The 14,112-nt window shown below is 72.7% G+C and carries 14 protein-coding genes; 1 reads left to right on the top strand and 13 read right to left on the bottom strand.

All coding sequences use genetic code 11. The features are described from left to right. Position 1: 1 nt before the first annotated feature. The 6 genes from panC to ABZW17_RS05435 form a co-directional block, all read right to left on the bottom strand. A complete protein-coding gene (gene panC / locus ABZW17_RS05460; RefSeq protein ID WP_354809936.1) occupies positions 2-913 on the bottom strand; it encodes a pantoate--beta-alanine ligase in 912 nt (303 codons plus the stop codon). Continuing rightward, positions 910-1,815, bottom strand: a complete 906-nt coding sequence (locus ABZW17_RS05455; protein ID WP_354809934.1) for a DUF2520 domain-containing protein — start codon at positions 1,813-1,815, stop codon at positions 910-912. Before ABZW17_RS05455 ends, panC begins: the two co-directional genes overlap by 4 nt. A gap of 143 nt (positions 1,816-1,958) precedes the next feature. Then, a complete protein-coding gene (locus ABZW17_RS05450) occupies positions 1,959-3,062 on the bottom strand; it encodes a PrsW family intramembrane metalloprotease (protein ID WP_354810529.1) in 1,104 nt (367 codons plus the stop codon). Positions 3,063-3,565: 503 nt separating this feature from the next. Continuing rightward, entirely contained in the window at positions 3,566-5,791 is a 2,226-nt protein-coding gene (locus ABZW17_RS05445) for a DUF6779 domain-containing protein (RefSeq protein ID WP_354809932.1), read from the bottom strand. Continuing rightward, entirely contained in the window at positions 5,788-5,889 is a 102-nt protein-coding gene (locus ABZW17_RS05440; RefSeq protein WP_354809930.1) for a hypothetical protein, read from the bottom strand. Before ABZW17_RS05440 ends, ABZW17_RS05445 begins: the two co-directional genes overlap by 4 nt. Continuing rightward, the gene (locus tag ABZW17_RS05435; RefSeq protein ID WP_354809928.1) at positions 5,861-6,322 is read right to left on the bottom strand and encodes a DUF3180 domain-containing protein; all 462 of its coding nucleotides are present in this window, start codon (positions 6,320-6,322) and stop codon (positions 5,861-5,863) included. The genes ABZW17_RS05440 and ABZW17_RS05435 overlap by 29 nt, the downstream gene beginning before the upstream one ends. Positions 6,323-6,383: 61 nt before the next feature. On the opposite strand from ABZW17_RS05435, the gene ABZW17_RS05430 reads away from it, so the two are divergent. Further along, positions 6,384-7,319, top strand: coding sequence for a MerR family transcriptional regulator (locus ABZW17_RS05430; RefSeq protein WP_354809926.1), 936 nt, complete (start codon positions 6,384-6,386; stop codon positions 7,317-7,319). Between the two features lie 84 nt (positions 7,320-7,403). Here ABZW17_RS05430 and folK read toward each other — a convergent pair whose 3' ends face one another. The 7 genes from folK to ABZW17_RS05395 all read right to left on the bottom strand — a co-directional run bounded on the left by folK (position 7,404) and on the right by ABZW17_RS05395 (position 13,971). After that, positions 7,404-7,895: a 2-amino-4-hydroxy-6-hydroxymethyldihydropteridine diphosphokinase gene (gene folK, locus ABZW17_RS05425; RefSeq protein WP_354809924.1), complete on the bottom strand. Its 492-nt coding sequence runs from the start codon at positions 7,893-7,895 to the stop codon at positions 7,404-7,406. After that, a complete protein-coding gene (gene folB, locus ABZW17_RS05420; RefSeq protein WP_354809922.1) occupies positions 7,892-8,251 on the bottom strand; it encodes a dihydroneopterin aldolase in 360 nt (119 codons plus the stop codon). The genes folK and folB overlap by 4 nt, the downstream gene beginning before the upstream one ends. After that, the gene (folP, locus tag ABZW17_RS05415) at positions 8,244-9,050 is read right to left on the bottom strand and encodes a dihydropteroate synthase (protein WP_354810527.1); all 807 of its coding nucleotides are present in this window, start codon (positions 9,048-9,050) and stop codon (positions 8,244-8,246) included. The genes folB and folP overlap by 8 nt, the downstream gene beginning before the upstream one ends. Positions 9,051-9,085: 35 nt before the next feature. Beyond that, positions 9,086-9,691 (bottom strand): GTP cyclohydrolase I FolE, encoded by a 606-nt coding sequence (gene folE, locus ABZW17_RS05410; RefSeq protein ID WP_354809920.1) that lies wholly within the window; start codon positions 9,689-9,691, stop codon positions 9,086-9,088. Continuing rightward, positions 9,669-12,083: an ATP-dependent zinc metalloprotease FtsH gene (gene ftsH / locus ABZW17_RS05405; RefSeq protein ID WP_354809918.1), complete on the bottom strand. Its 2,415-nt coding sequence runs from the start codon at positions 12,081-12,083 to the stop codon at positions 9,669-9,671. Before ftsH ends, folE begins: the two co-directional genes overlap by 23 nt. Positions 12,084-12,269: 186 nt before the next feature. After that, positions 12,270-13,094, bottom strand: coding sequence for an ESX secretion-associated protein EspG (locus tag ABZW17_RS05400; RefSeq protein ID WP_354809916.1), 825 nt, complete (start codon positions 13,092-13,094; stop codon positions 12,270-12,272). 100 nt (positions 13,095-13,194) lie between these two features. Then, positions 13,195-13,971 carry an ESX secretion-associated protein EspG gene (locus ABZW17_RS05395; protein ID WP_354809914.1) on the bottom strand — a complete coding sequence of 259 codons (777 nt, stop codon included), beginning with the start codon at positions 13,969-13,971 and terminating at the stop codon, positions 13,195-13,197. Positions 13,972-14,112: the final 141 nt, after the last annotated feature.

The following is a 14,112-nucleotide window of genomic DNA, read 5'->3' as shown; positions in this document are numbered from 1 at the left end:
CCTATTCCCCTGCGTCCCGCTCCGGGTGCGCCGGGTGGTCCACCGACGCGCCGAGCAACACCGGAACGTTGTCGATCAGCCGGGTACTCCCCACCCGGGCCGCGATCAACAGTCGTGCTTCCCCATCGACGGGCGCGGGGCCCAGATCGGTTCCCCGCAGTTCCAGGTAATCCACCTCGACCGCGGGCCGCGCGGCGAGGGTCTTCCACGCGGTCTCGAGGACCGCGCCGGCCCCGTCCCGGCCGACGAACGCCCCCGCGGTGAGGGCGGCCGACAGGACGATGGCGTCTTCGCGCTGCTCAGGCGTCAGGTAGACGTTGCGCGAGGACAACGCGAGCCCGTCCCGCTCGCGCACGGTCGGCACGCCGATGACGCGCGTGCCGATGTTCAGGTCGCGCACCATCCGCTTGATCAGCACCAGCTGCTGGTAGTCCTTTTCGCCGAAGAAGGCGTAGTCCGGACGGAGCAGGTTGAACAGCTTCGCCACGACGGTGAGCACGCCGGCGAAGTGGCCGGGCCGGACGGCCCCTTCGAGTTCTTCGCCGAGCGGTCCCGGGTGGACGGTCACCACGGCACCTTCGGCGTAGAGCGCGTCCGCGCTGGGCGTGAACGCGATTTCGATGCCGTCCTCGCCCAGGATCGCGAGGTCGGCCTCCAGCGGCCGCGGGTACGCCTCGAAGTCCTCGCCCGCGCCGAACTGCAGCGGGTTGACGAAGATCGAGGTGGCCACGACGGTGTTCGGCAGCCGCTTAGCGCGGCGGATCAGCTCGCGGTGCCCGGCGTGCAGCGCGCCCATGGTCGGCACGAGCGCCAGCTTGCGGCCGACGCCGTGCAGTGCCCGGCTGACCTGGCTCACGTGCTCGGGCGACGCGAACGTGTTCAGGGTGCCGCGGCTGAATTTCGGTGTGGTCACTGGTCTGGGGGCCCTTCGGCGGGATCGTCGAGGAGTTCGGTGAGGTCTTTGGCGGCCGCGGTGTCCAGCAGCCCGGCAGCCGTCGAACGCGCCACCGTGCGCTTGGCCAGCGCGCGGTAGGCCGGCGCCACGTCCGGCGCCCGGTCCGCCAGCACCGCGAGGTGCTTGCGGACGGTGCCGGCGTCGCCACGCGCGACCGGGCCGGTGAGGGCGCGGTCGCCGTGTCGCAGCACATTATCCAACGCCGCCGAAAGCAGTGGTGCGACCAGGCGCTCGGACTGCCCGATTCCGGCCTGGCGCAACAGGTCCGCGCAGTCGGCCACCAGCGTCATCAGGTGGTTCGCGCCGTGCGCCAACGCAGCGTGGTAAAGCGCTCGCGCGGAGTCGGGGATGCGCACCGGTTCGGCGCCCATCTCGACGGCCAGCGCTTCGCCGACGTTCCACGCCGCTTCGTCGTCCTCGGCCGCCGTGACGCCGATGCTGCACGCGGCCAGCCGCTCGAGGTCCTCCTCGCGGCCGGTGAACGTCATCACCGGGTGCAGCGCGAGCGGCAGGGCGCCGGCCTCGGCCGCGGGCGCCAAGACGTCGATTCCGTGCGCCCCGGAGGTGTGCACGACGATCTGCCCGGGCCGCAGCGACTCGGTGGCGACGAGCCCGCGGACCATCCCGGCCAGCGCGTCGTCGGGGAGGGCGAGCAGCACCAGGTCCGCCCGGCGGACGGTCTCGTCGGGCGGCAGGAGCGGCACGTCGGGGAGGAGGCGTTCGGCACGCGCCAGCGACGAAGCGGACAAACCGGACGCGGCGACCACGGTGTGCCCCGCCCGGGCCAGCGCGGCACCGAGCACGCTGCCCACCCGGCCGGCGGAAACGACGCCGACCGCGAGGCGGGCGGGCCGCATCATGGCGTGCGCCTGTGGACGCTCATGGCTGGCAGACTCCCTCTGCTCCCGTTCCAGTCCCTTCGCGGGTACCGGACGACGGCGCGAGACTAACTCGGGCGAGCGCGCGCCGTTGAGCCCGGGTGACCAGCTTCACCCGGACCGGGTCACCCGCGGGCGGCCTCGTCGGCGAGGCGCGTCGCCTCGGCCCGGGCGGCCTTCAGGGTGTGCAGGAGCTCCTGCTGGCGCTGCCGGTCGGCGTCGCTGGTGAGCTGGTGGCGGTCGAGGAACGCGAGCTCGGTCACGCTGGCCTGGTACACGGCGACGGCCTTCGCGGCCTGCTTGCCCGACTGCCGTTTCGCCTGCCGGCGCCAGGCCCGCCGGCCGGGCAGGCTGGCCAGCAGCTCGACCTCGGACGGCGCGATCCACCGCGCGGCGGCCATGTGCGGCAGGGCAGCGGCGATGATCCGCTGCTCCCGCCGTCGCTGCAGGACGACCAGGTAGACCACGCCGAGGAACAGCGGCAGCATGATCAGGAAGTAGACGGTGAGGAACTTCGACCCGCCGAGCAACGCGGCGCTGTTCCAAAGGGCGTGCAGACAGACGGCGGCCAGGTACCCGGCGATCGGCGCGACGATCTTCAGCGCCTTGGTGGTGGTCCGCGCGGCGATCCCGATCCCGATGCCGGTGAGCACGGCGAACAGCGGGTGCGTGAAGGGCGCGAGCACGCCACGCAGGAAGAAGGCGGTGATGACGCCCTGGCTGTGCCCGTCCCCGAAGCCGTAGTCGTAGAAGGCCCGCCCGAAGTAGTAGATGTTCTCGGTGAAGGCGAACCCGGCGGCGCTGAACCCGGCGTAGACGACCCCGTCCACGACGCCGTCGAACTCGCTGGACCGCCGCCAGAGGATGAGCACGACGAAGAGGGCTTTCGCGGCCTCCTCGACCACGGGAGCGGACACGAGCGCGGCCACGGTGTTGCCGCTGCCCTGGCCGAGCAGCTCGTCCCCGACGGCCTCGGCGGTGGTGTTGATGAGCAGCGCGGTGATGGTCGCGATGCAGGCGCCCCAGGCGAAGGCGAGCAGCAGGAACTTGGCGGGCTCGGGTTCCCACCGATCGACCCACAGGAACCCGGCGACAACGCCGGCAACGGGCACGAGCGCGGCGAGAACACCGATGGTGACGGCGAGGGGCCCGACCCGCGCGGTGGCGAGCCCGAACAGGAACAGGCCGCACAGGGCCACCACGATCAGCCCGAGCACCGGCAGCAGCACGGTGACCCGGCGAGGCCGCCGTCCGCGATCAAGTCCCGTCGCGGGCGAGAGGGTTCCGCTCACAGCCGGTCACCCTACGCAGAGCGGAGAGGAAGAGAAACGCCACCTCGGTCTTGCGGGTCTTGAGGGTTGCGGACGGGGAGGCTCCGAGGGCTGTAGGAGGGCGTGCCCGGTTGCGCACGGTGTGCGGCCGCGCGGCAGGGTGCGGATGGCTGGCGGGGATTCGCGGGAGCCTCGCGGGCGCTCGGCGGACTCGCGCTTGGCGGCGCCTGGCCACGCGCGGCAGGTGCACGTCGCTCGGCGGGCGCGCCGGGATCCGCTCGGCGGGTGGCGCACGGGGAGGTAGGCGGCCCTCGGCCCCCGGTATCCATTCTATCGGCGGGCACCGACAATTCCGGGGCTGCGGAGGCGAGTTGTCCACAACCCCGGTGGTCGGCGGTCCCGCGTAGGGGCCCGCGCAGCAGGCCGAGCCGAAGGCCGCCGTCAGGCGGTTCCGGCCAGGCTCAGTCCTCCGCGCGCCGGCGGCGGCGTGGTGTCGAACCCGTGCCGCCGTTTGCGGCCAGCAGTTCGCTCACCGACCGGCCCGCCGCATGCGATCCGCTGCCCGGGGGTGGCTCCGGGGCAGCCCGGCGGCCGTTGCGGGCGCCGTTGTGGCCGTTCTGCTCCACGTCGGCCGGGTCGACCGGGGTCATTCCGCGGCGGGACATCGAAGCGCGCTCGGCGACCATGCCCTCCCAGGCCGGTGGCTCGCCGTCCGGGCGACGGCGGCGGCCGCCCGCCGGTGGCTCCGGCGTTGCCGGGACCGCCGGCAGCTGCTGCGAGTCCTCCGGCTTGCGGCGGCGGCCGCCCGAGCGGCCCTGGAAGTTGCGGACCGACTCCGGCAGCGTCGGGTTCGCCATCGGCGCCTCGGCCTGGGCGGCGGCCTCCCCGGGCGCGCGGTGGGAACCACCGTGCCGGGACGGCGGCTCGTCCAGGATGGGCGACATGTCCGCCCGCGAGAACTGCTCCAGCCGCGACGGGCGGCGGCCGTCCGAAGCCGGGACCGGCGTCGTCGGGGGCACCACCGGGGGCAGGTCCGTGCGCGACGGCTGCCGCGGCGCCGGGCTGTTGCTCGGCACCGGCGTCGTCGGCGGGACGACCGGCGGCAGGTCCGTGCGGGACGCCGCGGCGTCCCGCGGCATCGGCGGCTTCGGCTCGGGCGGCTTGGGCCGGTTCGGGCGCTGACGCTCGGCGAAGTCGTCGCGGTTCTGGAACGCCGCGCTCAGGTCCTTGACCGGCCGGATGTCCGACCGCGACATCTCGGACGGCTTCGGCGGCGGCACGGTCGCCCCCGGACGCCCCGGAGCCCGCGGCGGCTCGGGCGCCTTGCGCGGCTCCGGACGCACGCCGTTCGGCTGCCCGCCGACGCGCGGCAGGTCCGGCCGGGACATCTCGACCCGCGGAATGTCCGGCCGCGACATCTCCACCCGGGGAATGTCCGGACGGGACATCTCCACCCGCGGAATGTCCGAACGCGACGCTTCACCGCGCGGAACGTTCGGCCGCGGCGCCTCGACGCGCGGAAGGTCCGGGCGCGACATCTCGACCCGGGGGATGTCCGGGCGCGACATCTCCACCCGCGGAATGTCCGGCCGCGACACCTCGGCGGGCCGGAGGTCCGACCGCGACATCTCCGCCCGGCGCGCGGGCGGCGGCTCGGGACGGCGGATCTCGGTCTTCGGCTCCGGCGGGCGCCGGATTTCCGTCTTCGGCTCCGGCGGGCGCCGGATCTCGGTCTTGGGCTCGGCGGGCCGCGGCACGTCCCGGCGCATCGGATCGGCCGGGGCCTCCGGACGGCGCTCAGGCTGCTTCGCCACTTCGTCCGGCTTCGGCAGCCGCATCGGCTGCGACTCGGCCTGGCGGCGCGCCGCCTCGGCGCGCAGCTCCGCGGCCTTCAGCTCGCGCTGGGCGGCGTTCAGCGCCGGGTCGACCGCCGGCACCGGCGGACGGCGCTCGCTCAGCGGCTTCGGCCGGGCCATCTGCTGGGTGCTCTGCACGGACACGTTCGCCGGCGTCTTCGGGACCGGCTTGCCGCCGAAGCCCTTGCCCTTGCCGAGGCCCTTGCCGTTCGCGGGCTTCGCACCCGACGCCTTGCGACGGCGCTCGTCGAGGACGCGGTCGATCAGCTCGGTCGGCCGCTCGCCGCCCTCGGCCATCGGCTTCTTGCCGGCCATCAGCTGGGCCGGCTTCTTCTTCGGCGCGCTGTCGGGGATCATGCGGTTCTCGTCGGACAGCTTGCGCATCCGGGTCGCCTGCGCGGTCAGCGCGACGCGTTCGAGCAGCACCTCGCCGCCGAACAGCGACTGAAGGCTGTCGCGCAGCGCGGACACCTCGGCGCGCAGCGCCTCCAGCTCCTCGCGGCCCTTGGAGTCGGCGACCGAGCTCTTCTCGGCCTCCACCTCCAGCTCGAATTCGCGCCGGGCCGCGATCTCGCGTTCCAGCTCCAGTTCGTACACAGCCTGCGCCTCGGCGACCGCGTCCTCGCTCTGTGCCGCGCTCTTGCGGTACTTCACGGCGAGGAAAGCGCCGATCAGGGCGGCCCAGAGGGCCGCGACGATCCCCAGCCGGAGATAGCGGAGGTCGTCGCTGAGCACCAGTGCGAGGGTGGCTCCGATGGCGAGGACAAAGCCGACAACAAGCCACGGCCTGCCCAAGAGGCGGCCGCGCGAGTCGTCACCCACGCCGGTCATGACTGACACCGTACCTGCTCGTAATCCGAACGAGACCTACTCGGTCCAGCGAGCGGTGCGATTCCAGCGCTAACCGGTCGTCCCGCGGGAGGGCTCACGATCGTGGTCGCGCGGGGTCCGGCAGCAGTGTTCGAGCCACAAAGCCGCTGCTACCAGGGCTGCGGCGGACCCGACGCCGACCACCGCGGCGCGGGTGTCGAGCACCGCCGCGACGAGTTCGTCACGTCGCGGAAAAAGATAGGCGAGCGCGGCCAGCCAGGCGCCCGTCATGAACGCTCCGGCGAGTGACGAAGCCTTGGCGAGCGCCACCGATCGGGCGACCCCGATGGCGGCAACGACCCGGCCGCTCTTGATCCGCGACCGGATCGAGAACGCCAGCACGAGCTCGATCACGGCCAGCACGGCGAAGGTGATGCCGGCGAGCAGCGGCAGCTGCGGCAGCGAGCCGTAGGCGACCTGGAAGAGCAGGTAGCCGAGGCCCAGGCCGAGCAGACCGGCCACCACCAGGTCACGGGGCCGGGTGAAGTGCATACCGCAACCGTACCGTGGAAGAGTTGACTCTCCCCCGACTGGAGAGTTCACCATGCGTCTTGTGGGCACCACCGCAACCTTCACCATCGGCGAGCTGGCCCGCCGGACCGGCCTGCCGGTCAAGACCATCCGGTTCTACTCGGACGAGGGCCTGCTGCCCCCGACCGACCGGACGGACGCCGGCTACCGGCTCTACGACGCGGCGGCGATGGCCCGCCTGGAACTGGTCCGCACCCTGCGCGAGCTGGGCCTCGGCCTCGCCGACGTCTCTGCCGCCCTGACCCGGTCGGCGACGGTCGGCGAGCTGGCGACCCGGCACGTCGAAGCCCTCGACGAGCAGATCCGGCGGCTGCGGCTGCGCCGGGCGGTGCTGCGTGCGGTGGCCAAACGCAACTCGGAGCTGGAGGAAGTGAACCTGATGAACCGACTGGCGTCGATGTCCGACGAGGAGCGCAAGCGGCTAGTCGACGAGTTCTGGGACGAGATGGTCGCCGGGCTCGACATCGACCAGGAGTTCTACCGCCGGATGCGCTCGGGCAAGCCGGAGCTGCCGGACGACCCGTCGCCCGAGCAGCTCGAGGCCTGGATCGAGTTCGCCGAGCTCGTCCAGGATCCGGAGTTCCGGGCCCTGATCCGCCGCATGAGCGAGACGCAGGCCCAGCAGATCGACGCCGGCGAGTTCCACCCGCCGGCGGAGGCCTGGCAGCAGAACTGGCCGGCCTGGGTGTCCCGCGCGGAAGCGGCGGTGGCGGCGGGCGAATCTCCGACGTCGGAGCGGGGGCAAACGCTTGCGAACGACCTGGCGGCTGCCTGCGCCCGAGACGACCAGGATCCGGCCGCGCCGGAGTTCCGCACGGAGCTGGCCGACCGGTTCGAGATGAGCGGCGACCCGCGGGCCGAGCGCTACTGGCAGCTGCTGGCGACGATCAACGACTGGCCCCCGGTGCCGACGGCGCAACCGGCGGTCCGGTTCATGATCGACGCCTTGCGCGGCTGAGCGCACGGAGCCGACAGCTCGGCGACGGACCGGGGGTGATCGGTAACGGTCACCCCCGGTTCACCGATGAGTCACCTTTCCGCCTCAACGCAGCGTGAGCTCCGTCCGGCGGACCGTCGCCACCTCATCCGCCGGACGCGCCTTCAGCAGGTCGGCGATCGGGCCGTGGCCCGGCAGGATCGCGTCCGGTTCGATCTCCGCCCACGGCACCAGCACGCTCGCGCGGTCCGGCGTGCCCGGGTGCGGGAGCAGCAGCTCGGGGTCGTCGGACGTCACGCCGTCCACCGTCACCACGTCGACGTCCAGGGTGCGGGGGCCCCAGCGCAGCTCGCGGACGCGGCCCGCCGCCTGCTCGGCCGCCTGGCCCGTGCGCAGCCAGGCCCAGTGGTCGCGCGCCGGGTCTTCGACGACGCACACCGCGTTGAGGAAGTCCGGCTGGTCCTCGACGCCCCACGCCTTCGTCTCGTAGACGGCCGACACCGCGACCAGCGCCGGCCGCACCGCGTCCAGGGCGAGCTTCAGGTGGCCCAGGCGGTCACCGAGGTTCGACCCGAGCGAGAGGACCGCCCGGCTCACCGGTCGCGCCGGACCGTGACGGCCACGTCGTCGAACGTCAGCGGGATCGGGGCCGACGGCTTGTGGACCGTCACCTCCACCCCGCCCAGGCGCTCGTCGCGCATGACCTCGTCGGCGATCCTGCCCGCGACGCTCTCGATGAGGTCGTACGGCTCGCCCGCGACGACGCCCGCCGCCAGCTCGGCCAGCTCGCCGTAGTGCAGCGTCTTCGTCAGGTCGTCCGAGGCCGCGGCCGGGCCGAGGTCGAGCCACACCGTGATGTCGACGACGAACTCCTGGCCGTCGCGCTTCTCGTGCTCGAACACCCCGTGGCGCCCGAACACGCGCAGGCCGGTCAGCGTGATCCGGTCAGACATCCGGCGAACCCTTCCACCAGGCGGCGGCCACCGTGACCGCGTCGAGCGACGCCCCGACCTCGTGCACCCGGACGCCCCAGGCGCCGGCCGCCGCGGCGAGCGCGGAGATCGCGGCCGTGGCGTCCTCGCGGCCGTCCGGCGGGCGCGGTGTACCGTCCTTTTCGGACAGCAGGCGGCCGAGGAACCGTTTTCGGGAGGCCCCGACGAGCACCGGGAAACCGAGCGAAAGCAGCGAATCGAGGCCGCGCAGCAACGCCCAGTCGTGCTCGGCGTTCTTCGCGAAGCCGAGCCCGGGGTCGAGCACGATCGCGCTCTCGGCGACCCCCGCCGCCAACGCTTCGTCCACTCTGGACAACAGCTCGGCGCGGACGTCCGCCACCACGTCTTCGTACTTCGCGAGCGCCTGCATGTCCTTGCTGTGCCCGCGCCAGTGCATCAGTACCCACGGCACGCCGGTCTCGGCCGCGACGCGCGCCATATCGGGGTCGGCCAGCCCGCCGGAGACGTCGTTGATCACGTGCGCGCCGGCGTCGATCGCGGCGGCGGCGACGGCCGCGCGCGTGGTGTCGACCGACAGCGCCACGCCTTCCCCGGCGAGCGTCCGGATCACCGGCAGGATGCGGTCCAGCTCGGTTTCGGCGTCCACCCGGGCCGCCCCCGGCCGCGTCGACTCGCCGCCGACGTCGATCAGGTCGGCCCCGCGCGCCCACATTTCGCGGGCGTGCGCCAGCGCCTGGTCGAGCCCGAGGTACCGGCCACCGTCCGAAAAGGAATCCGGCGTCACGTTCAGCACGCCCATCACGACGCACCGGCCGGGAGCGGGGAGCCCCACGCTCACCGGCGCGCCTTGATGAGGTCGAGCGCCTCCGCCCGCGACGACGGCGAGTTCTTCAGCTGCCCCCGCACGGCGGAGGTGGTGGTGCGGGCGCCGGGCTTGCGGATCCCGCGCATGGCCATGCACAGGTGCTCGGCCTCGATCACGACGATCACGCCCCGCGGTTCGAGCTTCCGCACCAGCGCGTCGGCGACCTGCGAGGTCAGGCGCTCCTGGACCTGCGGGCGCTTGGCGTAGAGGTCGACGAGCCGGGCCAGTTTGGACAGCCCGGTGACCTTCCCGGCGGCGTTCGGGATGTACCCGACGTGCGCGACGCCATGGAAGGGCACCAGGTGGTGTTCGCACTGGCTGAACATCGGGATGTCCGTGACCAGCACCAGCTCTTCGTGGGACTCGTCGAACGTCTTGTCCAGCACCGAGTCCGGCTCGGTGTACAGGCCCGCGAACATCTCGCGGTACGCACGGGCGACCCGGGCGGGGGTGTCCTTCAGACCGTCCCGCTCCGGGTCTTCACCGCACGCCAGGAGGAGCTCGCGGATCGCCTTTTCCGCCCGGTCGTGGTCGAAGACCGGGCGGTCGGCGTCACTGGGACTTTTCGGGTCCATCCACGTCACGACGCTGCTCCCCCTCGCTCTGCTGGTTGCCGGCTTGGTCGGCGAACCAGCCGTGCTCACGAGGGCGTTCTTCACCACCGGGCCGCCACGACTGGCCCGGCTGACCGCCCGGCGAGGTCGCGGGCGTCCAGCCCGGAGGGGCACCGTAGTTCGGCGGGCCACTCTGGCCGGCCGCGCTGCCGGGGTAGTTGCCGCCCGGCTGCTGGCCACCGCCGTACGTCTGCGGCCAGTGCGCCGTTCCGTTGGGACCGCCGTTCGGGCCGCCGTAGGGACGGCCGCCGTTCGGGTAGGCGCCCGGCGGGGCGTACGGGTTCGCGTTCGGGTCGACCGGGGACGGGTACGGCGGGCCACCGGGCAGGTCACCCGCGCCCTGGGCGGTGCCGACCGGGGTCGGCTCCGGCTTCAGGACCGGCTTCTCCTTCTCCGGCGGCGGCCACGGCTCGCCGCGCTCCATCGCCAGCTCGCCCGGGGTCTTGATCGGCGGCTTGTCCGACGGCGTCCGCTCACCGAACTCGTTGAACACGGTGATGTGCGGGCGCTTCTCGACCGTCGCGAAGATCCGCTCCAGGTCCTTGCGGGTCAGCGTCTCCTTCTCCAGGAGTTCGATGACCAGCTCGTCGAGCACGTCGCGGTAGGTGTTGAGCACGTGCCACGCCTCGGTGTGCGCGGTCTCGATGAGCTTGCGCACCTCCTCGTCGATCTCGTGCGCCACCTCGAGCGAGTAGTCCGCCTGCCGGCCGGCCGACCGGCCGAGGAACGGGTCACCCTGCTCCTGGCCGTACTTGACCGCGCCGAGCCGGGCGCTCATGCCGTACTCGGTGACCATCGCGCGGGCGATCTTCGTCGCCTGCTCGATGTCCGAGGACGCGCCGGTGGTCGGCTCGTGGAAGACGAGCTCCTCCGCCGTGCGGCCACCCATCGCGAAGACCAGCCGCCCGATCATCTCGGAACGGGTCATCAGGTCCTTGTCGTCCTCCGGGACGAGCAGCGCGTGCCCGCCCGTGCGGCCGCGCGGCAGGATGGTCAGCTTGTAGACCGGTTCGATGTCCGGCATCGCCCACGCGGCGAGCGCGTGCCCGCCCTCGTGGTAGGCCGTGATCTTCTTCTCCTTCTCGGAGATGATCCGGCTCTTGCGGGCGGGGCCGCCGACGACGCGGTCGACCGACTCCTCCAGCGCGACGTCGGTGATCACGTGCCCGTTCTGGCGGGCGGTGAGCAGCGCGGCCTCGTTGAGGACGTTCGCCAGGTCGGCACCGGACATGCCGACGGTCCGCTTGGCCAGGCTGGTCAGGTCCGTGCCCTGGGCGATCGGCTTGCCCTTGGCGTGCACCTCGAGGATCGCCTTGCGGCCGCGCAGGTCGGGCGCGGACACCGGGATCTGCCGGTCGAACCGGCCGGGGCGCAGCAGCGCCGGGTCGAGGATGTCGGGCCGGTTCGTGGCCGCGATCAGGATGATGCCGCCGCGGGCGTCGAAGCCGTCCATCTCGACGAGCAGCTGGTTCAGCGTCTGCTCGCGCTCGTCGTGCCCGCCGCCGAGGCCGGCGCCGCGCTGGCGGCCGACCGCGTCGATCTCGTCCACGAAGATGATGCACGGCGCGTTCTGCTTGGCCTGTTCGAACAGGTCACGGACGCGCGAGGCACCGACACCGACGAACATCTCGACGAAGTCCGAGCCGGAGATCGTGTAGAACGGCACGCCCGCCTCGCCGGCGACGGCTCGCGCGAGCAGCGTCTTGCCGGTACCGGGCGGCCCGTAGAGCAGCACGCCCTTCGGGATCTTCGCCCCCAGCGCCTGGTAGCGCGCCGGGTTCTGCAGGAAGTCCTTGATCTCGTACAGCTCTTCGACGGCCTCGTCCGCACCCGCGACGTCACCGAACGTCGTCTTCGGCATGTCCTTGTTCAGCTGCTTGGCCTTGGACTTGCCGAAGTTGAGGACGCGGTTGCCGCCGCCCTGGGCGTTGTTCATCATCCACATCAGCAGGCCCAGCACGAGGGCGAGCGGGATGGCGAAGATGAGGATCTGCGTCAGCACGCCCTGCTGGGTCACCTTGGTGGTGAACTTGATCGGCTGGCCGCCGTTCTTCGCCGCGATCAACGAGTCGTAGATCGGGCGGGTGGCGTCCGCCGGGTACTGCGAAATGATCTGGGTGACCTGCTGGCCGTCCACGTCGATGGACTTGTTCAGCAGCAGCTTGAGCTGCTGCTCCTTGTCCTCGAGGCTGGCTTCCTTGACGTTGTTCGAGGTGATCTGGGAGTTCGCCACCGAGATGGGTGCCTGGGTGTACCCACGATCACTGTCGAAGATCGTGTTGTACGCGAACAACGCCAGCAACCCCGCGACGATCCACAGCAGTGGGTTCCTGAGCACGCTCTTCCGGTTCATACGACTCGGCCCTGGTGGCCTCGACCCTCCCTGGTTGGGCGGCTCCTGTGATACCCGCCATCACGATCTTGACAACCCGTGGTGCCTGGACACCTGCCCATCAGGGTACCGCCCGCTGCCGCGTTCATCCCCTGTGAGCCTCTCGCAGGTCAACGGGCGATACCGCGCCCGGGTTCCCGGTCCACGCTAGCGCGTGCCGTCCGACACACTGCTCACCATCTCGCCGAGCCGGGTACGCAGCGTCTTCGGGTCCGCCGGCGCCACCGTGACCCACTCGCGCCCGTCCGTGCCGGCGCGCGAAAGGCTCAGGTAACGGCCGGTCGCGGTGTCGAACCAGCCCAGCACCCGGGACCGCTGCCGCGCCCCGACCGCCGACCGGCTGTTCGCTGCCAGCTGACCGCCCCGCTGCCGCGGCTGCCCCGAAATGCGGCCGTACGCCTCGCGCGGATCGACGGCCAGGCGTTCGCTGAGCGGCGTCCGCCGGGCCCGGCCACGCCGTTTGCCCTCGTCCTCCGCCCCGGACGGCAGGGACACCGGCACCCGGATCGGCGTGGTGTGCAGGGCCTCGTCCAGCGGGAGGGTGACCGACGCCTCGCTGCCGCGCGGCCCGGCGGGCAGCATCCCGACGACGGCCGAGACCAGGCCGTCCGGCGGGACGTCCCGCAGCCAGATGCCGTCGGCGTCCTGGATCGCGAGCACGCCCTTGGTGTCGTCGGCCGCCGCGAGCACGCCGACGGTCGGGGCCTCGAACTGCGGGATGTGCAGCGCGTCGATGGTCAGCGGGGCGAAGGCCAGCAGGTGCAGGGCGTCTTCGATCGGCGGGGCGAGCCGGCCGCGCGGGTCCCGGACGCCCCGCGCCTTCAGCTCGACGTCGGCTCGGTGGCGCAGCGAGACGCGCTCGTCCTCGGTTGCGCCGTGCGACCGGACGACGAGCGGGTACGGCAGCTCCCCGACCTGCGCCGACTCCCAGAGGAAGTCGAACGCCAGTGGCGAGAAGAACTCTTGCATCATGACTCTCCCGGATCGGACTCTTGCTCAGCGTAGCCCGCACCCCCGACAGAACCGGGCCGTTCCGGTGCCGAGCTGGGCACGTCCGGAGAATCCGGGGGACTCAGACCGAGCTGGTCGTCGCGGCTCCCGCGAGCATCTCACCGAGGCGGTGGCGCAGCGTCGCGGCGTCGGCCGGGGCGATCGTGATCCAGTCCCGGCCGTCGCGGCCGCGGGTGGCCTGGGTGAAGTAGCGGCCGGTCTCGGTGTCGAACCAGCTCAGCACCGGCGTCCGGCTGCGCCCGCCCATCCGGGTCCGGGCGTTGGCGCCGATCTGGCCGCCGCGCAGCCGGGGCTGGGCGTGCAGCCGGACCAGCGCCTTGCGGTCCTCGTCGGCCGAAGCGCGCTCGTCGCCGTTGCCGCGGCGCTGCAGGAAGTCGCCGCCGGTCAGCTGCTCCAGCGGCACCGTGATCGACTTCTCGCTCCCGCGCGGGGCACCCGGCAGCAGCGAGACGATCGCGCTCGCGAGGCCGTCGGCCGGGCACGGCTGCAGGTGCAGGCCGCGGGTGTCCTGGACGGCCAGCAGGCCCTGGCCACCCAGCACGCCGGCGACCGAGAGCAGCGGCTCGGCGTCCGGGGCGATCAGCTGGACGGCGTCCAGGCTCAGTTCGGGGGTCGCCAGCACGCCGAACCAGTCCTCGAGGTGCGGTTCGGGCCGGCCGCGGCCGTCGGCGAGGCCGCGCGCGGTGAGCCCCTCCAGCGTGCGGCGGCGCAGCAGCGACCGCTCGTCGACGGTCGCGCCGTGCGACCGGATCTTGAACGGGTACGGCAGCTCGCCCAGCCCGGCGGACTCCCACAGGAAGTCCACCTCGACCGGGGTGAGCAGCTCAGCGTTCGGCATCGAGCCACCCCCAGGAGAACCGGGCCGGGGCCCCCCCCGGGGGGGCCGCGCCCACCGGGAAAGGCTGGTGGGTGTTCCACGGGCCCCCCCCGCGGAACAGCGCGGGGGGGGGGCGGGGGGGGGCGCAGGGCCCCGCGCGGG

The organism is Amycolatopsis sp. NPDC004625, from assembly GCF_040609695.1.
Taxonomy (GTDB): domain Bacteria; phylum Actinomycetota; class Actinomycetes; order Mycobacteriales; family Pseudonocardiaceae; genus Amycolatopsis.
Note: the sequence above shows the minus strand (reverse complement) of the source record. Positions and strands in the feature narration are given on the sequence as shown.